At 70.2% G+C, this 21,212-nt stretch carries 25 protein-coding genes; 20 read left to right on the top strand and 5 right to left on the bottom strand.

The genetic code is table 11. The features are described 5' to 3' along the window. Nucleotides 1–77: 77 nt before the first annotated feature. The 6 genes from CEY15_RS05050 to CEY15_RS05025 are packed head-to-tail and all read left to right on the top strand — an operon-like array spanning nt 78 to nt 6,010. A complete protein-coding gene (locus CEY15_RS05050) occupies nt 78–1,142 on the top strand; it encodes a FecCD family ABC transporter permease (RefSeq protein WP_245847282.1) in 1,065 nt (354 codons plus the stop codon). Further along, nucleotides 1,139–2,209: a FecCD family ABC transporter permease gene (locus CEY15_RS05045; protein WP_095717565.1), complete on the top strand. Its 1,071-nt coding sequence runs from the start codon at nt 1,139–1,141 to the stop codon at nt 2,207–2,209. The genes CEY15_RS05050 and CEY15_RS05045 overlap by 4 nt, the downstream gene beginning before the upstream one ends. Beyond that, the gene (locus CEY15_RS05040; RefSeq protein WP_095717564.1) at nt 2,206–3,036 is read left to right on the top strand and encodes an ABC transporter ATP-binding protein; all 831 of its coding nucleotides are present in this window, start codon (nt 2,206–2,208) and stop codon (nt 3,034–3,036) included. Before CEY15_RS05045 ends, CEY15_RS05040 begins: the two co-directional genes overlap by 4 nt. Beyond that, nucleotides 3,033–4,028 carry an ABC transporter substrate-binding protein gene (locus CEY15_RS05035; RefSeq protein ID WP_095717563.1) on the top strand — a complete coding sequence of 332 codons (996 nt, stop codon included), beginning with the start codon at nt 3,033–3,035 and terminating at the stop codon, nt 4,026–4,028. Before CEY15_RS05040 ends, CEY15_RS05035 begins: the two co-directional genes overlap by 4 nt. A gap of 57 nt (nt 4,029–4,085) precedes the next feature. Then, entirely contained in the window at nt 4,086–5,147 is a 1,062-nt protein-coding gene (locus CEY15_RS05030; protein WP_428844185.1) for an ATP-binding cassette domain-containing protein, read from the top strand. Then, complete coding sequence (locus CEY15_RS05025; protein ID WP_095717561.1) at nt 5,144–6,010, top strand: ABC transporter permease; 867 nt, start codon at nt 5,144–5,146, stop codon at nt 6,008–6,010. Before CEY15_RS05030 ends, CEY15_RS05025 begins: the two co-directional genes overlap by 4 nt. 45 nt (nt 6,011–6,055) lie before the next feature. Here CEY15_RS05025 and CEY15_RS05020 read toward each other — a convergent pair whose 3' ends face one another. Both CEY15_RS05020 and mftR read right to left on the bottom strand, forming a co-directional pair. Further along, nucleotides 6,056–6,562 carry a hotdog fold domain-containing protein gene (locus CEY15_RS05020; protein WP_095717579.1) on the bottom strand — a complete coding sequence of 169 codons (507 nt, stop codon included), beginning with the start codon at nt 6,560–6,562 and terminating at the stop codon, nt 6,056–6,058. A 61-nt stretch (nt 6,563–6,623) separates the two neighbouring features. Then, nucleotides 6,624–7,214 (bottom strand): mycofactocin system transcriptional regulator, encoded by a 591-nt coding sequence (gene mftR, locus CEY15_RS05015; protein WP_095717560.1) that lies wholly within the window; start codon nt 7,212–7,214, stop codon nt 6,624–6,626. Between the two features lie 38 nt (nt 7,215–7,252). On the opposite strand from mftR, the gene mftA reads away from it, so the two are divergent. From mftA to CEY15_RS04945, 14 genes are all read left to right on the top strand, one after another. Continuing rightward, a complete protein-coding gene (gene mftA / locus CEY15_RS19100) occupies nt 7,253–7,471 on the top strand; it encodes a mycofactocin precursor MftA (protein WP_095717559.1) in 219 nt (72 codons plus the stop codon). Between the two features lies 1 nt (nt 7,472). Next, the gene (mftB, locus tag CEY15_RS05005; RefSeq protein ID WP_067716578.1) at nt 7,473–7,799 is read left to right on the top strand and encodes a mycofactocin biosynthesis chaperone MftB; all 327 of its coding nucleotides are present in this window, start codon (nt 7,473–7,475) and stop codon (nt 7,797–7,799) included. Continuing rightward, entirely contained in the window at nt 7,796–9,025 is a 1,230-nt protein-coding gene (gene mftC, locus CEY15_RS05000; protein ID WP_067716575.1) for a mycofactocin radical SAM maturase, read from the top strand. Before mftB ends, mftC begins: the two co-directional genes overlap by 4 nt. A gap of 83 nt (nt 9,026–9,108) precedes the next feature. Continuing rightward, entirely contained in the window at nt 9,109–10,332 is a 1,224-nt protein-coding gene (mftD, locus tag CEY15_RS04995) for a pre-mycofactocin synthase MftD (protein WP_095717558.1), read from the top strand. Between the two features lie 34 nt (nt 10,333–10,366). Next, entirely contained in the window at nt 10,367–11,182 is an 816-nt protein-coding gene (locus CEY15_RS04990; protein WP_067716570.1) for a mycofactocin-coupled SDR family oxidoreductase, read from the top strand. A 6-nt stretch (nt 11,183–11,188) separates the two neighbouring features. After that, a complete protein-coding gene (gene mftE / locus CEY15_RS04985) occupies nt 11,189–11,878 on the top strand; it encodes a mycofactocin biosynthesis peptidyl-dipeptidase MftE (RefSeq protein ID WP_095717557.1) in 690 nt (229 codons plus the stop codon). Then, complete coding sequence (gene mftF, locus CEY15_RS04980) at nt 11,875–13,344, top strand: mycofactocin biosynthesis glycosyltransferase MftF (protein ID WP_095717556.1); 1,470 nt, start codon at nt 11,875–11,877, stop codon at nt 13,342–13,344. Before mftE ends, mftF begins: the two co-directional genes overlap by 4 nt. After that, a complete protein-coding gene (gene mftG, locus CEY15_RS04975) occupies nt 13,341–14,627 on the top strand; it encodes a mycofactocin system GMC family oxidoreductase MftG (protein WP_245847280.1) in 1,287 nt (428 codons plus the stop codon). Before mftF ends, mftG begins: the two co-directional genes overlap by 4 nt. Nucleotides 14,628–14,684: 57 nt before the next feature. Further along, nucleotides 14,685–15,614: an alpha/beta fold hydrolase gene (locus tag CEY15_RS04970; RefSeq protein ID WP_050797185.1), complete on the top strand. Its 930-nt coding sequence runs from the start codon at nt 14,685–14,687 to the stop codon at nt 15,612–15,614. Between the two features lie 181 nt (nt 15,615–15,795). Further along, on the top strand, nt 15,796–16,179 hold the full coding sequence (trxA, locus tag CEY15_RS04965) for a thioredoxin (RefSeq protein ID WP_007631129.1): 384 nt from the start codon (nt 15,796–15,798) through the stop codon (nt 16,177–16,179). Between the two features lie 159 nt (nt 16,180–16,338). Continuing rightward, nucleotides 16,339–17,460 (top strand): NDMA-dependent alcohol dehydrogenase, encoded by a 1,122-nt coding sequence (locus tag CEY15_RS04960; protein WP_007631130.1) that lies wholly within the window; start codon nt 16,339–16,341, stop codon nt 17,458–17,460. Between the two features lie 143 nt (nt 17,461–17,603). After that, nucleotides 17,604–17,930 (top strand): metal-sensitive transcriptional regulator, encoded by a 327-nt coding sequence (locus CEY15_RS04955; RefSeq protein WP_235027768.1) that lies wholly within the window; start codon nt 17,604–17,606, stop codon nt 17,928–17,930. An 88-nt stretch (nt 17,931–18,018) separates the two neighbouring features. Then, a complete protein-coding gene (locus tag CEY15_RS04950; RefSeq protein ID WP_007631133.1) occupies nt 18,019–18,405 on the top strand; it encodes a DUF302 domain-containing protein in 387 nt (128 codons plus the stop codon). A gap of 13 nt (nt 18,406–18,418) precedes the next feature. Continuing rightward, nucleotides 18,419–19,057 (top strand): DUF1707 SHOCT-like domain-containing protein, encoded by a 639-nt coding sequence (locus CEY15_RS04945; protein WP_007631134.1) that lies wholly within the window; start codon nt 18,419–18,421, stop codon nt 19,055–19,057. On the opposite strand, the gene CEY15_RS04940 is transcribed toward CEY15_RS04945, so the two are convergent. The 3 genes from CEY15_RS04940 to CEY15_RS04930 are packed head-to-tail and all read right to left on the bottom strand — an operon-like array spanning nt 19,054 to nt 21,165. Next, nucleotides 19,054–19,569 carry a dihydrofolate reductase gene (locus CEY15_RS04940; RefSeq protein WP_007631135.1) on the bottom strand — a complete coding sequence of 172 codons (516 nt, stop codon included), beginning with the start codon at nt 19,567–19,569 and terminating at the stop codon, nt 19,054–19,056. The genes CEY15_RS04945 and CEY15_RS04940 overlap by 4 nt on opposite strands. 17 nt (nt 19,570–19,586) lie before the next feature. Next, nucleotides 19,587–20,387 carry a thymidylate synthase gene (locus CEY15_RS04935; protein ID WP_095717555.1) on the bottom strand — a complete coding sequence of 267 codons (801 nt, stop codon included), beginning with the start codon at nt 20,385–20,387 and terminating at the stop codon, nt 19,587–19,589. Nucleotides 20,388–20,415: 28 nt separating this feature from the next. Then, nucleotides 20,416–21,165, bottom strand: a complete 750-nt coding sequence (locus tag CEY15_RS04930; RefSeq protein ID WP_007631142.1) for a 3'(2'),5'-bisphosphate nucleotidase CysQ — start codon at nt 21,163–21,165, stop codon at nt 20,416–20,418. Nucleotides 21,166–21,212: the final 47 nt, after the last annotated feature.

The raw sequence follows: 21,212 nt of genomic DNA, 5'->3' as shown, positions 1-21,212 counted from the left end.
GGATGGAGGTCCACGATGATGACCCCTGCCCGGCCCCATACCGCCGCGAGAGCAGCGCACCTGACATGACGACGACCATGACGACGGGCACCGACGTGCCCACCCGCTCCCGGAGCGGCTCCCGCCGGGGGGTGGCGGGCACCAGCGCCCGCCGCTCGGCCGGACTCCTGGTTCTCCTGGCGGTGCTGGCGGTCGCCGTGCTGTTCAGCGTGGCGGTCGGGTCCAAAGACATCCCGCTGTCCACGGTGCTGGAGGCGCTCCGGAACTCCGACCTCGCGATCGACGAGCACTTCATCGTGTGGGAGATGCGGCTGCCGCGGACGCTGACAGGCCTCGCGGTCGGGGCCGGGCTCGCCGCGGTGTCGGGTGCGCTCATCCAGGCGCTGACGCGTAATCCGCTCGCCGACCCCGGCATTCTGGGGGTGAACGCCGGGGCGGCGTTCTTCGTCGCGCTGGGCGTCGCGGTCTTCGGGGTGTCCTCAATCGCCGGGTATGTGTGGTTCGCGTTCCTCGGGGCCCTGGTGGTCACGGTGGGGGTGTACCTGATCGGATCGGCCGGCCGGGGCCCGGCGGACCCGGTGCGGCTGACGCTTGCGGGCGTGGCTCTCGGCGCGGTGCTCTCCGGCATCACACTGGGTATGACGCTGCTGGACCCGGGTGCGTTCGACCAGATGCGCAACTGGAACGCCGGGTCGATCGCCGGCCGAGGATACGACGTGCTGCTGCCGGTGCTGCCGTTCCTGATCCTCGGAGTGGTGCTGGCCGTGGGCGCGGCGTCGTCGTTGAACGCGATCGCGCTCGGCGATGATCTCGCGACGTCCCTGGGAACGAGGGTCGCGTTGACACGGACCACGGTGATCATCGCTGTGACGCTGCTCGCCGGCGGAGCGACGGCGATCGCCGGCCCCATCATGTTCGTGGGGTTGATGGTTCCGCACATCGCCCGGTGGATCACCGGTCCGGAACAGCGCTGGATCATCGCCTACTCGCTGGTGATGGGGCCGATCCTCGTGATCGCCTCGGACGTCCTCGGTCGCGTGCTGATGCGCCCAGGTGAACTGCCCGTCGGGATCGTCACCGCCTTCGTGGGCGCCCCTGTCCTGATCGCCCTGATCCGACGCAAGAAAGCGAGCGGACTGTGAGCAGCGACCTCGCCACCGGAGGCTCGCGGGTGGACTTCGGGGCGCGGCAGGTGCAGTGGCGACGTCACGGTTTCTCCGTCCGGTTCCCCGTACGGGCGCTCCTCGTCTGCGTTGTTCTCGCGGTTCTCCTGGGCGTGGGTGCGGTGATCGGACTGGCGGTCGGTAGCTACGCCGTCGACCTCGGCCGGTTGTTCGACGTCCTGCGCGGTGCCGACGGAACTTTCGCCCAGACCGTGGTGCTGGAGTGGCGGGCCCCACGTGTCCTCGCCGCCGTCGTGTTCGGCGCGGCCCTCGGTGCCTCCGGCGCGGTGTTCCAGTCCTTGACCCGCAACCCCTTGGCGAGTCCTGACGTCATCGGGTTCGCCACGGGCTCGTACACCGGGGCGATCGTCGTGATCATCGTTCTCGGGGGCGGCTACACCCAGGTGGCCTCAGGAGCGCTGGTGGGCGGCGTGGCCACCGCCGCGGTGGTCTATCTGCTGGCGTACCGGGGTGGGATCACCGGGTTCCGGTTCATCATCGTCGGCATCGGAGTCTCGGCCATGCTCACGGCGTTCAACACCTGGTTGCTGTTGCGCGCCGAACTCGAGGTCGCGATGAGCGCCGCGGTGTGGGGTGCCGGGTCGTTGAACGGGATCACCTGGGAGCAGACGGGTGTGGCCACCGCGGTCGTGATCGTGCTCATGCTGGGCATCGGACTGCTGGCGCGGCCGATGCAGCAGATGCAGCTCGGTGACGACGCCGCCAGAGCATTGGGCATCCGGGTCGAACCCTCGCGACTGGGTCTCATCATCGCGGGCGTCGCACTGACGGCGGCGGTCACCGCCGCTGCCGGACCCATCTCCTTCATCGCGCTGGCCGCGCCGCAGGTCGCCCGCCGTCTCGCCCGCACGCCCGGGATCACCCTCTGGCCGTCCGCGGTCGTCGGGGCCGTCCTGCTGCTGGCCTCCGACCTGGTCGCCCAGCATGCCCTGCCGAACACGCTGCCGGTGGGGGTGGTGACCGTCGTCATCGGCGGAAGCTATCTGATCTGGCTACTGATCCGCGAGATGAGGAAGCTCCCATGACCTTGCCTCCGCTGCACGCCGAGGACATCACGATCGGCTACGACACACGGGTCATCTCCCAGGGATTGTCGGTCGCCGTCCCCGAGGACTCGTTCACCGTCATCATCGGCCCGAACGCCTGCGGCAAGTCCACTCTGCTCCGCGCCCTGTCACGGCTGCTCGCGCCCACCAGGGGGCAGGTGATCCTGGACGGACGCGACATCAGTTCCTACAAGGCCAAGGAGGTCGGGCGGCGCCTGGGGCTGCTGCCGCAGAGTTCGCTCGCGCCCGACGGAATCACCGTCGCCGATCTGGTGGCCCGCGGCCGCAACCCCTATCAGGGGTTCCTGCGCCAGTGGTCGACCGCGGACGAGGAGGCCGTCGCGGCAGCACTGGCCGCCACCGAGACCACCGAGCTGTCCGCGCGCCTGGTGGACGAGCTCTCCGGCGGACAGCGTCAACGCGTCTGGGTCGCCCTGGTGCTCGCACAGCAGACCCCACTGTTGTTGCTGGACGAGCCCACCACGTTCCTGGACATCGCCCACCAGATCGAGCTCATGGAGATGTTCACCGACCTGCACCACCAGGGCAGAACCCTGGTCGCGGTGCTCCACGACCTCAACCAGGCGGCCCGCTACGCGACCCACCTGATCGCGATGCGAGAGGGGAGGGTGATGGCCACCGGTGCCCCCGAGGAGATCCTCACGGAGGAGCTCGTCCACGAGGTCTTCGGACTGCGGTGCCGCGTGGTCCCCGATCCCGTCGCGGGAACACCTCAGGTCATCCCACTCGGGCGTGACCGTCGAAAGAGAACGATCCACACGCCGAAGGAGATCCCCACACAATGAAAACGACACTGCGCCGCACTGTCGGTGCCCTGCTCGCCACCACCCTCGCCGTCGGACTGTCCGCCTGTAGTTCGGGCGACGGGTCCACTGCCGGAAGTGGGAACTCCGGTGCCGGCGGAAATGGTTCTGCGTTCCCGGTGACGGTCGAGCACGAGTTCGGTGAGACCACGATCGAGTCCGAGCCCCAGCGGGTGGTGACCCTCGGATGGGGCGACATCGACAACGCGATCGCCCTCGGAGTCAACCCGGTCGGTTACGTGCGCAGCGCGAACTACCCGGGACTGCAGCCCTGGGCCCAGGATGCCGCCGGCGACATCGACGCGGTGGACCTCGGTAACGCAAGCGAACCGGACTACGAGAAGATCGCCGCGTTGGAACCGGATCTGATCATCGACGTGCAGGGCGGGACAGACGACGAACAGTATTCGAGGTTGTCCTCGATCGCGCCCACGGTGGCCCGCCCGGCGGGAACGAACGTCTGGCAGGTCAATCGCGCGCCCGCGACCCGGCAGATCGCCCGGGCTCTGGGCCGGGTCGAGGAGGGCGAGGAGCTGCTCACCGAGCTGGAGGAGCGTATCGCTCAGACCAGGGCCAAGTACCCGCAGCTGGAGGGCAAGACCGGGACCGCGGTGCTCGTCTACGACCCGAGTACGTACTACGGGTTCCAGGACAGGGACGGGCGCGGGGAGTTCATCGAGACCATCGGGATGCGGCTACCCGAGTCGATCAGAGCCCGGGACGACGGATCCAGTTTCAGCGTGCAGGTAGCGTCCGAAGAGGTGGCGATGCTCGACGGCGACGTGGTCCTGTTCCTGACCGACGACCAGAACTTCGTCCCGACCGAGTACAACGAGTTGTTCGGCCGGTTCTCCGCAGAGCTCCTCACCCTGACCCCGGCGGAGCGCCAGGCCATCTCCGTCAACACCCCACTGTCGATCTCGTACGCCCTCGACACCCTGGTTCCCCGGATCGCCGATGCCGTCCGGGGCTGAACGCAGGCTGGGAGACAGCCGGCCGGCGCTCAGGACGGGATCGGTCCGCATTGGTGGATGCGTGCCTTGACTACCCCCTCCCGGCGCGGCACGCTGTGGCGAGTGAGTACCCCACCACCGTCCGACGCCCCGGCGATCGAGGCGGAACACCTCGTCAAGAAGTTCGGCGACTTCACCGCCGTCGATGACATCTCCTTCTCCGTCCCGCCCGGAACGGTCCTGGGACTGCTGGGCCCCAACGGATCCGGCAAGACCACCACCATCCGCATGATGACGACGCTGAGCCCACCCACCTCGGGCACCGCGCGGGTCGCCGGCCACGACGTGACGGCAGCACCCGCCGCGGTGCGCAAGGCCATGGGGCTGACCGCCCAGGCGGCCACCGTCGACGAGTTGCTCACCGGGCGCGAGAACCTCCGTCTGATCGGGGACCTGTACGGACTGCCCAAGAAGAGGGTGAAGTCGCGCGCGGATGAGTTGCTGGAGAAGTTCTCCCTGAGCGACGCCGCGACCAGGGTGGCCAAGAGCTACTCCGGGGGCATGCGCCGCCGGCTGGACTTGGCGGCCAGCCTCGTCGCGGCCCCGCCCGTGCTGTTCCTCGACGAGCCCACCACGGGGCTCGATCCCCGGTCGCGCAACGAGCTGTGGGACGTGCTGCGCGACCTGGTGCGGGACGGCACCACGCTGCTGCTCACCACCCAGTACCTCGACGAGGCAGATCAGCTGGCCGATCGGGTGATCGTGATCGACCACGGCAGCGTGATCGCGGAGGGCACCCCGTTGCAGCTCAAGGACCGGTCCGGTGCCGCCAGCCTGGTCATCACCGTTTCGCGACCGAATGACGTGGACGAGGCCGTGCGGGTCCTCGACGGAAGGATCGGGGAACTGCACGTCGACCGCGACGCCCGCCGGCTCACCGCGCCGTCGGAGGGCGTCTCGGCGCTGGCGGGGATCGCCGCCGCCTTCACCGAGGCCGGGATCGAGCTCGATGACATCGGGCTCCAGCGCCCCAGTCTGGACGACGTCTTCCTGTCCCTCACCGGCCGCCGGGCCGAGGATCCGGAGAGCGCGCGGGACACCGCGGGCGCCGACACCATCGAACAGGAGAACCGGGTATGAGCACCGTCGCCGACCCCGCCCACACCTCCGCGACCCACGAGCGGTTCGAGATGCCGGACCGCCCCGACGGGCCGCCGCTGAGCCGACAGATCTCCGCGCTGGTACGCCGCAACCTCTTCCACATCCGTCGCCAGCCCGAGAACCTGGCGGACGTCACCATCCAGCCGGTGATGTTCGTGCTGCTGTTCGCCTACGTCTTCGGCGGCGCGATCGCCGTGGCCGGCGGCGTGGACTACCGGGAGTGGCTGCTCCCGGGGATCATGGCGCAGACCATGGCGTTCTCCTCGTTCGTCGTGGCCTCCGGGCTGTGCAACGACCTCAACAAGGGCATCATCGACCGCTTCCGGTCGCTACCCATCCAGCGGGCGTCGATCCTCATCGCGCGCAGCGCCTCCAGCCTCATCCACTCCTCCATCGGTGTGGTGGTCATGTCGCTGACGGGCCTCATCGTGGGGTGGCGGATCCGGAGCGGGCTGGTCGACGCGGTGCTGGGTTACCTCATCCTGCTGGGTTTCGGCTTCGTCATGATCTGGATCGGCATCGTCGTGGGGTCCCGCCTCAAGACCATCGAGTCGGTCAACGGCGTCATGTTCACCACGATCTTCCCCATCACCTTCCTCGCCAACACGTTCGCGCCGCCGGAAACGATGCCGGTGTGGCTGCGGCCGGTCGCTGAGTGGAACCCGCTGGCGTCCGTCGTCCAGGCCATGCGTGAGCTCTGGGGCAACGCCCCCGCCGTGGGACCGGACGCCGCGCTGCCGTTGCAGCACCCGGTGCTGGCGTCGCTGCTGTGGATCGTCGGGCTGACGGTGATCATCGCGCCGATCGCCGTCAAGGCCTTCGACGCCCGCACCCGGGACTGACCCGGGACCGACCCGCGGACCGGCTCGCCGTGGGGCAGGTCGTCGTCAGGATTTCTTCTTGGGGGAGACCCGGATGGTGATGGTCCCCACCACGGGCTCCACGCCGGCGTCGTCAACGAAGCGCAGGGGGACCTCGACGTCCTGGCCGCTGGTGAAGGCCGCGAAGTCGGGGATGTCGGTCCACTCGGCCGTGACCGTCATGCCGCCGGTCGACTTGGCCGGGTAGCGCACGTTCATCCCCACGGGGATCCAGCGGTGGGTGGCCGGCACGGTGGCCTCGGCGAGCATGCCCATCGCCATCTCGGCCAGGTTGCACGCCGCGATCACATGGAAGGTCCCGATGTGGTTGCGGTTGCCCCACCAGCCGGGGCCGCGGACCACGCACCGGCCGGGGCGCAGCTCCACGACGTGCGGCAGGGCGGTCCGGAAGTAGGGCGCCTTGAGGCTTACGGCGGCGCTGAACAGGCGCGAGCCCAGCGGGAGGCGGGTCGCCTTCTGCCACAGACGGAAGGTCGGGGTGGGGGCGGAGGTGGAGGGCGCGGTATCGGTCACCGCGCCGATGTTACTCCCCGGTAGGTTCGCGATGGTGCGGGCCGCCTGGTCGGCCGCCTGATCAAGCGAGGATCCGCGTGCCCTCACGCAGGAGCGCATGCAACCGGGCCTGGTCGGCGTCGGGCTCGTCGACCCACCGCCGGTACGCCGAGAGGGCGATCCCGAGCGCCGCGTGAGCCGTGGCGGCGGGGATGAGGTCGTGCACCGACTCCCCGCGGCGCGCGGCCACGAACTCGGCCACGGCGCTGCGCCAGTCGGCGTACATGAGCGTCGAATGGGCCTGGAGCTCGTCCACCCCGAGCAGTAGGCCCATCCGCAGGCGGTGCACCTGAGTCTCGGAGTCCGGGAAGGTGTTGAAGGTGACCAGGGAGTCCGCGAGCGCGTCCCTCAGTGGCGTGTCGGCCGGGATCCGGGCCAGTTGGCGACGCATCCCGTCCATCTGGATGTCGAACTCGCCCCACGCGATCGCGGCCTTGCCGGGGAAGTAGCGGAACAGCGTCCGCCGGGAGATGTGCGCGGCCTCGGCGATCTCGTCGACGCTGGTCGCCTCGTATCCCTGGCGGTCGAAGAGCCTCAGCGCCACCGCCACGATCGAGGCGCGCGTCGTGGACGGACGCCGCCCGGGCGCGCGACTGTCGTTCGGCTCCGTCATTGATAAGGCTCCGTCATTGGCAAGGCTCCGTCATCCCCATGACCGCCAAGCCTAGAGGCATCCCGGGGACGGGTTGTGCGCAGACCATTGCATTTGGCACTAGGTGTCAATATGATGCAGATCTCACCGCGTGTGGTGAGTCACCCAACCCGCCGACGAGAGGAATCGCCGTGGAGAACACGCAGAACACCGAGGTCGTGCTGGAGGAGGCCCTCATCGAGGAGGTCTCCATCGACGGCATGTGTGGGGTCTACTGAGATGACCTCCGCAGCAGCGCCGGCCGACGCCGAGCAGTCAGCCGCCCCGGCGGAATTCGACCTCGACGCCGGCTGGCGCCTGCACCCCGGCGTGGCGCTCCGGCCCGAGCCGTTCGGGGCACTGCTCTACCACTTCCACACACGCAAGCTCAGCTTCCTCAAGTCGCCGACCATCGTCGAGGTGGTCCGCACCCTCGCCGACCACCCCACCGCGCGCGCCGCCTGTGCCGCCGCCGGGGTGTCGATCGATGATCCCGCGACAGCGCGGCTGTACCTGCACGCGCTCGGCCAGCTCGCCGCCTCGCGCATGATCGAGGAGACCTCATGACCAGCATGCTCGACCGTCCCGTCCCGGCGCCCGTCGGCCGCCTCGTCGACCAGTTCGAGCGCGGGCTCGACGCGCCGATCTGCCTGACCTGGGAACTCACCTACGCCTGCAACCTCGCCTGCGTGCACTGCCTGAGCTCCTCCGGTCGCCGTGACCCGCGTGAGCTCAGCACCGAGCAGTGCAAGGCGATCATCGACGAGCTGCAGAAGATGCAGGTCTTCTACGTCAACATCGGCGGTGGCGAGCCGACGGTCCGCTCCGACTTCTGGGAGCTGGTCGACTACGCCACCAGCCATCAGGTGGGCGTGAAGTTCTCCACAAACGGTGTCCGTATCGACGAGAAGGTCGCCAGGCGCCTGGCCGCGAGCGACTACGTGGACGTCCAGATCTCCATCGACGGTGCGACCGCGGAGGTCAACGACGCGGTCCGCGGCCCGGGGTCCTTCGACATGGCCTGCCGTGCGCTGCAGAACCTCAAGGACGCCGGCTTCACCGACGCCAAGATCTCGGTGGTGGTGACGCGCGAGAACGTCACCCAGCTGGACGAGTTCAAGGCGCTGGCCGACAAGTACGACGCGACCCTGCGCATCACCCGCCTGCGCCCGTCGGGCCGCGGCGCCGACGTGTGGGACGACCTGCACCCGCTGCCCGAGCAGCAGAGGGACCTGTACGACTGGCTGGTCGCGAACGGCTCCGACGTGCTCACGGGTGACAGCTTCTTCCACCTGTCGGCGTTCGGTGAAGGCCAGGGCTCGCTTCCCGGGCTCAACCTGTGCGGTGCCGGCCGTGTGGTGTGCCTGATCGACCCGATCGGCGACGTCTACGCCTGTCCGTTCGCCATCCACGAGGAGTTCCTCGCCGGCAACGTCGTCGCCGACGGCGGGTTCGAGACGGTGTGGCAGACCTCGGAGTTGTTCCGTGAGCTGCGCGAGCCGCAGTCGGCCGGGGCGTGTGCGTCCTGCGACTTCTACGACAGTTGCCGGGGTGGCTGCATGGCGGCCAAGTTCTTCACCGGGCTGCCGATGGACGGCCCGGACCCCGAGTGCGTCCAGGGCTACGGCGAGGGACTGCTCGCGGCTGAGCGCAGCATCCCCGACCCGTCGCAGGACCACACCCGGCCCATGGGGCTCGCGGCGCGTAAGCAGCCCACCGGCCCGGTGCCGCTGACCCTCGTCACGACACCGCCGCGCAGGCCCACCAGCCTGTGCGACGAGTCCCCGATCTGAAACCGGCCCGCCCGGACGAACCCCGCTGGCCCGGACCAACCCCGCAAGACCGGACGAACCCCCTAGAAGGAGCACCCACCACCGTGTCCCGCCTGTCGAAGATCGCCGAGGCCAACCCCTGGCGCCAGAACCCGTGGTTCGAGTCTGTCGCGGAGGCCCAGCGCCGCGCGAAGAAGAAGCTGCCCAAGAGCGTGTACATGGCGCTCGTCGGCGGCAGCGAGGCGGGGGTGACCATCCGCGACAACATGGACGCCTTCACCGAGCTCGAGCCCAAGCCCCACGTGATCGGCGCCAAGCAGGACCGCGACATGGCCACCACGGTGATGGGCCAGCCCATCAGCCTGCCGGTGATGATCTCGCCGACCGGTGTCCAGGCCGTCACGCCGGACGGCGAGGTGGATGTGGCCCGTGCCGCGGCCGCCCGCGGCACCGCGATGGGACTGAGCTCGTTCGCGTCCAAGCCGATCGAGGAGGTCATCGCGGCCAACCCGCAGACCTTCTTCCAGGTGTACTGGCTCGGCGGCAAGGAGAAGGTGCTGGAGCGGCTGGAGCGCGCCAAGGCCGCCGGGGCGGCGGGGGTCATCCTCACCACCGACTGGTCGTTTTCGATGGGCCGTGACTGGGGCAGCCCGGCCATCCCGGAGAAGCTCGACGCCAGGGCCATGATCACCCTCGCCCCGCAGATCGCCGTGCGTCCCCGCTGGGCCGCCGAATGGGCCCGCGACGTGGTGGTCAACAAGCGGTTCCCCGATCTGACGACCCCCAACCTGGTGGGCAAGGGCGAGATGGGCCCGACGTTCTTCGGTGCCTACGGCGAGTGGATGGGCACCCCGCCGGCCACGTGGGAGGACATCGCCTGGGTCGTGGAGAACTACGACGGGCCGGTCATGCTCAAGGGCATCACCCGGGTCGACGACGCCAAGCGGGCCGTCGACGCCGGGGTCACCGCGATCTCCGTCTCCAACCACGGCGGCAACAACCTCGACGCCACCCCGGCGTCCATCCGGTGCCTCGCGCCGATCGCCGACGAGGTGGGCGATCAGGTAGAGGTCCTGCTCGACGGCGGCATCCGTCGCGGTTCGGACGTGGCCAAGGCACTCGCGCTCGGTGCCCGGGCCGTGATGATCGGTCGCGCGTACCTGTGGGGGCTCGGGGCCAACGGCCAGGCGGGAGTGGAGAACGTCCTCGACATCATGCGTTCCGGACTCGACTCGAGCCTCATCGGGCTGAGCAAGTCCTCGATCTCCGAGCTGAACCGCGACGACTACGTCATCCCCGACGACTTCATGCGCCGTCTCGGCGTCTGACCCACCACCACGGAAGAGAAGGACACCCCCTGTAGTGGGAGATTTCGACGGCAAGGTCGTCTACATCACCGGTGTGGCCCGCGGCCAGGGCCGCAAGCACGCGATCCGCTTCGCGCGCGAGGGCGCCAGGATCATCGGCCTGGACCTGTGTGACTCGCCGTCCGAGTACGTGAAGTACCGGGCCGCCACCGAGGACGACCTGGCCACCACCATCGAGCGCGTGGAGGCCGAGGGAGGGGAGATCCTCGCCGAGGTCGGTGACGTCCGCGACCTGGCGTTCCAGCAGGCCCTCGTGGCCCGCGGCGTGGAGCGCTTCGGTGGCCGCCTGGACGTGGTGATCGCCAACGCGGGCATCTGCAACTGGGGCAAGGTCTGGGAGCTCGACGAGCAGCAGTGGCAGGACACCCTCGACATCAACCTCACGGGGTACTGGAAGACGCTGCGTGCGGCGATCCCGCACATGCTCTCCGCCGGTAACGGCGGGTCGATCATCCTGGTGAGCTCGGTGGCCGGTCTCAAGGCCATGCCGGTGCAGTCGCCCTACTCGGCGTCCAAGTACGGCGTGGTGGGCCTGGCCCAGACCGCGGCGAAGGAGCTCGGCGAGCACGGTATCCGGGTCAACACGATCCACCCCTACGGTGTCCAGACGCCGATGGGCGCGGAGGACCCCGACGCGCTCGAGGTGTTCAACACCATGCCGCAGTTCCTGCCGCACTTCACGCCGATCCTGGGGATGGGCATGGCCACCACCGACGACATCTCGGACTCGGTGATGTTCCTCGCCTCGGACGCCTCGCGGACCATCACCGCCTCGACCTTCACCGTCGACATGGGCGCGATCAAGGTCTGACCCGACGTGACGGGCGCGATCGGCGCGACCGGCCGGGCCGGTGCGGGAGTGCTTGCGGTGCTGCCCCTCGGGGCGACCGAGCAACACGGCCCGCACCTGCCGCCGGAGACGGACACCCTCCTGGCCACCGCGACCGCCCGCGCGGTCACCCTCGGTGACGCCCGCGTGCTCCCCGCCCTCGCCTACGGTGCGAGCGGGGAGCACCAGGCGTTTGACTGGACCGTGTCGATCGGCACCGAGGCCCTCGCCGGGACGATCATCGAGCTCGGCCGGTCGGTGAGCGCCTGGGCGGACCGGCTCGTCGTGGTCAACGGGCACGGCGGCAACGTCGGCGCACTGCGCCTCGCGGTACCCCGACTCCGCTACGAGGGCCGTGACGCCGCCTGGCTGCCCTGCCGCACCAGCGAGGACCCCACGGACACCCACGCCGGTCACGCCGAGACCTCGCTCCTGCTGCATCTGCACCCCGGCCTCGTCCGGGTCGACCTCGCCGCGCCCGGCTGTGTCGAACCGTTGCCGCGGATCCTGCCCGCCCTCCGCGAGGGCGGGCTCGCGGCGGTGAGCCCGAACGGGGTGCTGGGCGACCCCACCACCGCCTCCGTCGACGAGGGCCGGCGCCTGTGGGAGGCGCTGCTCGACGACGCCCGTGGCCGTCTCGGACGGTGGCGGCCGGGGGAGGACGGGATGCTGCGATGAGCGAGGCCCCCCACGTTCTGCTCGATCGTCGCACCCGGGTGTTGCGCCGTGGCGACGTCGTGCGGGTGCTGGGTGGCGACCCGGTCACCCTGATCACGCCGTCGCCCGCCGTGTCGGCTCTCCTGGACGGCGGCGAGACGGTCGCCACCGACACTCCCGCGGGTGCGGCCCTCGCGCGTGCCCTCTCCGACCGGGGGATGGCCCACCCCGCCGGCACCGCGACGGGCACCCGTCCGCTGGCGGCCGTCGCGGTGGTGGTCCCCGTCCGTGACGACGCCGCCGGGGTCGCCGCGCTCTCGAAGGCGCTCGCGCCGGAACTCGCCCGCGGACTGCACCTCGTCGTCGTCGACGACGGCTCCACCCCGCCCCTGACCACCTCCGCCTCCCTGACCACCTCCGCCACCCCGGCCGCCACCACAATCCTGCGCCACGATGAGTCGAGGGGCCCCGCCGCCGCCCGCAACGCGGGCACCGCCGCGGCCGTCGCGGACGGGGCGCAGGTGGTGGTCTACCTCGACGCCGATGTGATCCCGCTGCCCGGGTGGCTCGACGTCCTGCTCGCCCGCCTCAACGACCCGCGGGTCGCCGCGGTCGCACCCCGCATCGTGGCCGCCGAACCGGGGCGGTTCTGGGTACGCGGGTACGAGACGGCCCGCTCCGCGTTGGACATGGGGCCCGAGCCTGCGAGAGTCAGACCCCGCACACGGGTGGCGTACGTCCCCAGCGCGGCGCTCGCGGTACGACCCGACCGGTTGCCGCCCCCTCCCGAGGGCGGGGGAATCGGCCCGTTCGACGAACGCATGCGCGTCGCCGAGGACGTGGACCTGTGCTGGCGCACCGATGCCGCGGGGAGCCATCTGCGCTACGAGCCGGCCGCCAGGGTGGCGCACCGGCATCGCACGTCGCTCGGCGCGGTGGTGGCGCGGCGCGCGTTCTACGGGCGTGGAGCGGCGCCGCTCGCCGACCGCCACGGGGCCGCCGTGGCGCCCGCGGTGGCCGCACCGTGGTCCCTCGCCGTGGCGATCGGGGTGTGGAGCGCCACGCCGGTGGGGTCGCTGGTCGCGGCCGGTGCGATCGGGAGAGCGTGGTGGCGGACCCGCGGCCTCACCGGGGACGGTCGCGCGGCCGCCGGGTTGGTCACCCGGGGAGCCGGGGCGTCGGTCCGTCAGCTACCGCAGGCACTACTACGCCCGTATTGGCCGGTCACGGCGGCCGCGCTCGCCGCCACCGCCCGGTCCCGTTCCCACGCGGCTCGCGGCCTGCGCCAGCGTCTCCTCGCCGCGGCGGTGGCCGAGGGTCTGTGGCACTGGTGGACCGCCCGGGAACCCGGACGGCTGCCGATCGACGAACCCCTCGGGCACGTCCTTCTCCACCGTCTCGACGACCTGGCCTACGGGGTCGGTGTGTGGCGCTCGGCGTGGGCCGCGCGCTCGCTCGACGCACTGCGACCGGACGTCACGCGGTGAGCGGCGGAGAGGGATCCCGTGCCGCGAGGGCCGACGTGGTGGTGGTCGGCGCGGGCCCGGCCGGCTGCGTGATGGGCCGCCGCCTCGCCGAGGCCGGTGCCGACGTCCTCCTGGTGGAGTCCGGCACCGCGAGCGCCTCGCCGCGCGCGGGCCTGCTCGACGTGGGTCCGGGGTCGCAGGTCGTCGCCCGTCATCGCGCCACACTCGGCGAGGCGAGACTCGACCTGCCCCGCGGCCGCACCCTCGGCGGGTCCGGAGCGGTCAACGGCGGGTACTGCACCCCGGCCCGGCCGGCGGACCTCGCGGAGTGGGGTCCGGACTGGCCGCGGCGGTACGCGGTGGGACTGGCCCGGGCCGCCGAGCGCCTCCGACCCGGCCTGGCGCCGATGGGGCCGGTCGCCGCGCAGGTGGCCGCCGCGTTCCCCGGCCGCGTGTCCGCGATCGGTCAGGCGCGCCGGGGCCCGCGGCGCGTCACCGCGTTCGACGCCTGGGACCCGTCCGGCGCGGGGGCCCGGGTGCGCACCGGGGCGCAGGTCCGGTCGCTCCGGTGGGAGGGCGGGCGCGTCGCCGGACGGTGTGACGGCGTGGTGCTCGACGACGACGAGGAGATCGGTGCCGGACAGGTGGTGCTGTGTGCGGGGGCGATCGGGACGGCCGCCCTGCTGATGGGGTCCGGGATCGGACCGTCCACTGGACACCCGGTGGGCCACGGGGTGCAGGAGCATCCGGAGCTGCTGTTGGACCTTCCCGCGGACGTCCTGTCGGGCCGGGACCCGTACCCGCGTCCCGGCCCGGACGCGCCCGGGGGGCTGCCACCCCTGCTCTCCCATGTCGTCCGGCTGCAGCTGTCCGCGGCGGCCGAGGTCGAGATCCGTCCCTATGCCGTCCCCCTGCACCACGTCATCCCCGGCCTGGTGCCGGCGCCGCGCCGGATCGGGGTCGCCCTGATGACCCCGGTCGGTCGTGGCCGGATCGGTGACGACGGGACCGTGCACCTGGCCGACGATCCGCACGACGCGGCCGTCCTCGCCGAGGCCGCCGCGAGGGTGGCGGAGCGGATGGGCCTGGACGGGGACGTCACGGTCTCGACCTCGCAGCACCTGTCCGGCACCGCGCGGATCGGGGAGGTGCTCGACGACTCCGGACGTGTCCTGGGGGTGCCGGGACTGCGGGTCGCCGATGCGTCGGCGCTGCCCTCGCTGCCGCGGTGCGGCCCCTACTACACGGTCCTCGCGGTGGCCGAGGACCTCGCTACGCGGGTGATCGCCGAGCGGGCGTGGTAGAACGGCACGAGAACACGTTCCACCGATGGGGTGGGCGGCATCCCGGGAGGCCCGTACATGTCGAGTACCGAGACGATCTGCGAACCGCGGCAGTTCACGGTGGAACGCGACGGCGGTGTCACGCTGGTCGGCGAGGTGTGGGATCCGGTGGATCCGGCGGGCGACTCGCTCGACCCGGTCGAGGAGATCCTCATGCTGCACGGGGGTGCCCAGACCCGCCACGCGTGGAGCCGCGCCGCCCGCCGGCTGTCGGGGGAGGGGTACAGGGTCACCGCGATGGACGCCCGTGGTCACGGGGACAGCGACTGGGATCCGGAGGGTGACTACGACATCCACCGGCTGGCCGCGGACCTCGAGGCGATCGTCGCCGAGCGGTTCCCCTCCCGGCGTCCGGTGATCGTCGGCGCGTCCCTCGGCGGGATGACCGCGATGCTCTCGCTGGGCACCGGCAAGGACGTCGCCCGTGCGCTCGTCCTGGTGGACGTCACCCCGAAGCTTGAGGCAAAGGGTGTCGAGCGGGTCGGGGAGTTCATGCGCTCCGGGTTTAACGGGTTCGCCAGTCTCGAGGAGGCCGCCGACGCGATCGCCGCCTACCAGCCGCAGCGCAAGCGACCGCCTAATCCCGAGGGCCTGCGCAAGAACCTCCGGCTGCGCGAGGACGGACGGTGGCACTGGCACTGGGACCCCCGCTTCGCCGGTTGCGCCTCGGCCGACAACGCGGAACTCGGCAACGCCTTTTTCGAGGAGCTCGTCCCGCACATCACGCAACCGACCCTGCTCATCCGGGGCTCGGCGTCGGACATCGTCAGTGACGAGTCGGTGCGGCACCTGCGGGGGCTGCTCCCGCACGCGTACACGATGGAGGTGCCCGACGCCGGGCACATGGTCGCGGGCGACGACAACGCGGTCTTCCTCGACCAGCTCGAGAAGTTCCTCGCCGAGGTCCTCGACTCGCCGCCCCGCCGGGAGACGTCCCGGGAGGCGTGAGGCCAGGGGGGAGCTGGGAATAACCCGCCTCCGGCGACGTTGTCACTGACTACGCGCGGCATTCATACCCCCAGAGGTATGGATTGTCGCGGAAGGTCGTCGCCGGCGCGGGCTGTCCGTAGGCTGGCGGCGTAACGAGACGGGACGAGAGCCGCCCCGTCCGCGCTAGGAGGGCATTCGTATGAGCACCGTCGACATCACGACCGCCGAGTTCGAGAAGACCGTCACCGAGAACGACATCGTCCTGGTGGACTTCTGGGCCGAGTGGTGTGGCCCGTGCAAGGCGTTCGGTCCGGTCTACGAGAAGGTCTCGGGCAAGAACCCCGAGCTGACCTTCGCCAAGGTGGATACCGACGCCGAGCAGCAGCTCGGAGCGATGCTGCAGATCCAGTCCATCCCGACGCTTATGGCGTTCCGCGAGGGCATCGCGGTGTTCCGCCACTCGGGTGCCATCCCGGAGCAGGCTCTGGACGACCTGGTCGAGCAGATCAAGGGGCTCGACATGGACGAGGTCCGCAAGGCCGTCGAGGAGGCGCAGGCGCAGCAGGGTGACGCGCAGCCCTGATCGGCGGGTCGATCCACTCTCCTGACGGGACGACGGCGGCGGCGGGGTCCCGCCGGAACACGTTCCGGTAACCACCCCACAGGGTTCACCTATGGGGCTAACGTTGCTAGAACACGTTCCAGTGACGGGCTTCGCCCCGTCGCGCCCGGAGGGAGTTCAATGAAGACCAAGGCCGCCATCGTCCGAGAGCTCGGCAAGCCGTTCGAGATCGTCGAGGCCGAGCTCGACGGACCCAACTTCGGCGAGGTGCTCGTCAAGTGGAAGGTCGCCGGCCTCTGCCACTCGGACCTGCACATCACCAGCGGCGACCTGCCGGGTCGCCTGCCGATCGTCGGCGGTCACGAGGGTGCGGGCGTCGTCGAGGCGGTCGGTGACGGCGTCACCCACGTTCAGCCCGGCGACCACGTGGTGGGGTCGTTCATCCCTGCCTGTGGCAAGTGTTCGGCCTGCGCGCGCGGGATGACCAACCTCTGCGACGGTGGCCTCAACGGCACCATCGGTGAGATGGCCGACGGCCGCTACCCGTTCGCACTGGACAACGGCGAGACCGCCGGTGCCATGTGCACCCTGGGTACGTTCTCGCAGTACACCGTGGCCAACATGAACTCGGTGGTCAAGGTCCAGGACTGGATACCCTTCGAGGTCGCGGCCCTGGTGGGTTGTGGCGTCACCACCGGCTGGGGTTCCGCCGTCTACTCCGCCGACGTCCGGGCCGGCGACACCGTCGTAGTGTTCGGCATCGGTGGCATCGGCATCAACGCCATCCAGGGCGCCAAGCACGCGGGCGCCCGGTTCATCCTCGCCATCGACACCGACGAGTCGAAGCTGGCCAAGGCCAAGGAGTTCGGCGCCACCCACGTCTACACGGACGTCGACGAGGCCAAGGCCGAGCTGCCGGGCCTGACCTGGGGCACGATGGCGGAGAAGGCCATCATCACCATCGGCGTGGCCGACGCGAAGGTCACCGCCGACGCGACCGACATGGTCGGTAAGCGCGGCGTCGTCGTGCTCACCTCGATGGGCGGCCTCGACAACCAGTCGATCTCCCTGCCCGGCCTGTTCGTCTCGCAGTACGAGAAGGTCATCAAGGGCTCGCTCTTCGGCTCCGCCAACGCCTTCCACGACATCCCCAACATCCTGCGTCTGTGGGACGAGAAGCAGCTCAAGCTGGACGAGCTCATCACGCACCGCTTCACCCTCGACCAGGTCAACGAGGGCTACGAGATCATGGAGCGCGGCGGCGAGGGCATGGTCCGCGGGATCATCGTCCACGACGACTGACCGTCAGCTGGGCCGACAGTAACCGGCACTCGCGGAAATATACCCCCGCGGGTACACTGGAGTCATCCGGTGGACCCACGGGGGTCTCGCGTCAGTCCACCTTCACCGTCCGAGACCATCAGTGACCCACGAGAGGCACGACGATGTCAGAAACCGAGCGGGCAGTGTCCGACAAAGCAGTGTCCGACAAAGCAGTGTCCGCAAAAGCTGTGTCCGAGCCCAGGCAGCAGGTCCTCAACAGGTTGCGCCGCGCGCGCGGCCAGCTCAACGCGGTGATCGACATGGTCGAGCAGGAACGCTCGTGCAAGGAGATCGTCACCCAACTCGCGGCGGTGTCCAAGGCGCTGGACCGTGCGGGGTTCAAGATCATCAGCGAGAACATCCAGGAGTGCATCACCCGCGACGGCGAACCCGGCGCGGACGGGGTGGACCTGCCCGAGCTCGAGAAGCTGTTCCTCTCGCTCGCCTGACCACCGCCCGGCGCCGTGGCAGGCTGGGGGACGACACCGGAGACCAGAACCGACAAGACCAGCACCGACGACACCGGAGGTAGTCGACATGGACATCGGAATCGGCACGTTCACCGAGATGGAGTTCGACGAGGCGGTGGAGGCGACCCGTGCTGCGCTCGCCGACCGCGGGTTCGGGATCCTCCACGAGATCGACCTCACGGCCACCCTGAAGAACAAGATCGACAAAGACATCGAGCGTGTCCTCATCCTCGGCGCCTGCAATCCCGGGTTCGCGGGGAAGGCGTTCGACGTGAGCAAGGACGTCGCCCTGATGATCCCGTGCAATGTGGTGATCCGCGAGTCCGGCGGCGGCTGCGTGATCGAGGCCCAGAACCCGGATCTCCTCTCGCAGGTCATCTCCGGTGGCCTGCAGGACCTCGCCGACGAACTGACCACCGACATGCGCTCGATGATGAAGGACCTCACGCGCTGAGTAACCTGGGGGCATGAACCCGGAGCAGGACAACGACCCACGGACCCTGGCCCAGCGGCGCCTCGAGGCGATGGTGGGGCGAGGTGAGTTGTCGCTCGCCGAGTTCTCGGACCGAGCGGCCAAGATCTGGGCCGCGACCTGCCCCGCGGAACTCGAGGTGGCGCTGAGCGGTCTCCCCGCCGACCGGCCCGGCCCGGCACAGCACGCCCGACCGGCGCCGGTCGGCCCGGTGCATTCCGCGCCGCCGGCCACCCGTCCCGGCAGCGCGATCACCGTGGACGAGAGCCAGAAGAGGACCTCCGTCTTCGACACCCTCAAGCGCGAGGGCCGCTGGATGCTGCCGGACGACTACCGACTGACGTCGTGGCTGGGTGAGATCTACCTCGACGCCCGAGAGGCCGTCGTCGACCGCCCGCGCACCCACCTCCAACTGGATCTGTGGGGCGCCAACGCCAAGATCCTTCTCCCGCCCGGGGTCTCGGTGTCGATCACCGGCAACCGGACCATGAGCGAGCTGAGGATCGACGAGGGGCGCTACGACGTCTACGGCGGTCCCCACCTGGACATCGAGATCAACGGGTTCATGGCGGGCGCGAAGATCAAGATCCTCGCCGCGGGGGAGAAGATCCCCAAGACCTGGAAGTGGTTCTAGGAGATTCTCCGGCGACGCCACACGGTGTGCCGGTGCCGCACCTCGTCGTCGTACCCCTCGACCCGACTCCGTGGGTCGGTGATCCATTCGCCGACCTCGACCAGTTCCCAGGCGTCGTCCAGTTCGGGCGCCAGCACAACGCCCGGCGCCTCGGCGTCGATCTCGGTCACCAGACACTCGTCCGCGGCGGACAGCGCCGCGGCGTAGATCTGGCCGCCGCCCATCACCGCGGCCTCCGGGCCTGCGAGTTCCAGGGCGCGCTCCACGGACCCGGCGCGTTCGGCGCCGTCGGCCGACCAGTCGGCGTCCCGCGTGCACACGACGTTGCGACGGCCGGGCAGGGGGCGGAACCGCTCCGGGATCGAGTCCCACGTCGCGCGGCCCATCACCACGGGACGCCCGACGGTGGCCTGCTTGAAGAACGCGAGGTCCTCGGGGATGTGCCACGGCATGTCTCGGCCGTCACCGATCACCCCGCCGCGGGCCTGCGCCCACACCATCCGCACGGTCACCGCAGTCGTCCGCCGGATCAGACCGCGACCGGGGCCTTGATGCCCGGGTGGTGCTCGTAGCCGACGACCTCGAAATCCTCGAAGGTGTAGTCGAAGATCGACGGGGCGCGGTTCAGCCGCAGCTCGGGGTAGGGGTACGGCTCCCGCGAGAGCTGTGTGCGGACCTGCTCGACGTGGTTGTCGTAGATGTGACAGTCGCCGCCGGTCCAGATGAACTCACCCACTTCGAGACCCACCTGCTGCGCAATCATGTGGGTGAGCAGGGAATAGGAGGCGATGTTGAACGGCACGCCCAGGAAGAGGTCGGCGCTGCGCTGGTACAGCTGACAGCTGAGCTTGCCGTCGGCCACGTAGAACTGGAACAGCAGGTGGCAGGGCGGCAGGGCCATCTCCGACAACTCGCTGACGTTCCACGCGGAGACGATGTTGCGCCGCGAGTCCGGGTCGGCCCTCAGTAGCTCCACCGCCGCGGCGATCTGGTCGATGTGGGCACCGTCGGGGGTCGGCCACGAGCGCCACTGCACCCCGTAGACGGGCCCCAGCTCACCGTCGGCGTCCGCCCACTCGTCCCAGATCGTCACACCGTTCTCGCGCAACCACCCGACGTTGGAGTCGCCACGCAGGAACCACAGCAGCTCGTACGCCACGGACTTGAAGTGCACGCGCTTGGTGGTGATCAGCGGAAACCCCTGCGCCAGGTCGTAGCGCAGCTGGTGGCCGAACAGGCTCCGCGTGCCCGTGCCGGTGCGGTCCGCCTTGGGGGCGCCCTGCTCCAGGACCAACCGCAGCAGGTCCTCGTACGGGGTGGGGACGGTCATGGCGCTCAAGTCTACTCAGGCGGTCCGGTCACGCGGTCCAGACCGGGTGCCCCGCCGTCACGGCGAGCACCTTCTCGGTGAGATCGGGGCGGCACACGAGGATGTCCGGGGAGTAGGTGTCGGACTTGTTGAACTCGAGAGGCGACCCGTCGATCCGGGAGGCGTGCAGACCGGCGGCGAGCGCCACGCCGACGGGCGCCGCTTGGTCCCATTCGTTCTGTCCGCCGGCGTGAAGGTAGACGTCGGCGTCGCCGAGCAGGACGGAGAGCATCTTGGCGCCGGCCGACCCCATTGGCCGCACGTGCAGCCCGAGCTCGTCGGCGGCCCCGTGGATCCCGGCGGGCGGGTTGTTGCGACTGATCACCATGGCCCCCGAACTCGGGCCGTCGACGTGATCGACCTGGTCCGACCGGAACACCCGGCCCGCGTCGGGGAGTCCGACGGCGGCGACGGTGGGCCGGCCGTCGACGACAAGCGCGACGTGGACCGACCAGTCCGACCGGCCGGTGGAGAACTCCTTGGTGCCGTCGATCACGTCGATGATCCACACCCGTGACTTGGCGAGGCGGCTGCGATCGTCGGCGACCCCCTCCGAGAGGATCCCGTCGTCCGGTCGGTGCACGGCGAGTACCTCGCCGGTCCAGTCCTCGGCGACGTCGTTCGCCACACGCGCGAGCGAACGTCCGTGCAGCAGGCCGCCCGCGCGGGTGCCCCGGACGATGTCCCCGATGCCGGTGGCGAGGTGGGAAGCCAGGTCGTGGTCGTCGAGATCGCGCATGGGCACACTCTACGGAGCCACGTCCGTGTCTCGGCGTGTGTCGTAGC

The sequence above is a fragment of the Dietzia natronolimnaea genome (assembly GCF_002289575.1).
Classification (GTDB): domain Bacteria; phylum Actinomycetota; class Actinomycetes; order Mycobacteriales; family Mycobacteriaceae; genus Dietzia; species Dietzia natronolimnaea_A.
The sequence above is the reverse complement of the archived record's forward strand: the minus strand, read 5'-3'. Positions and strand labels throughout refer to the sequence as shown.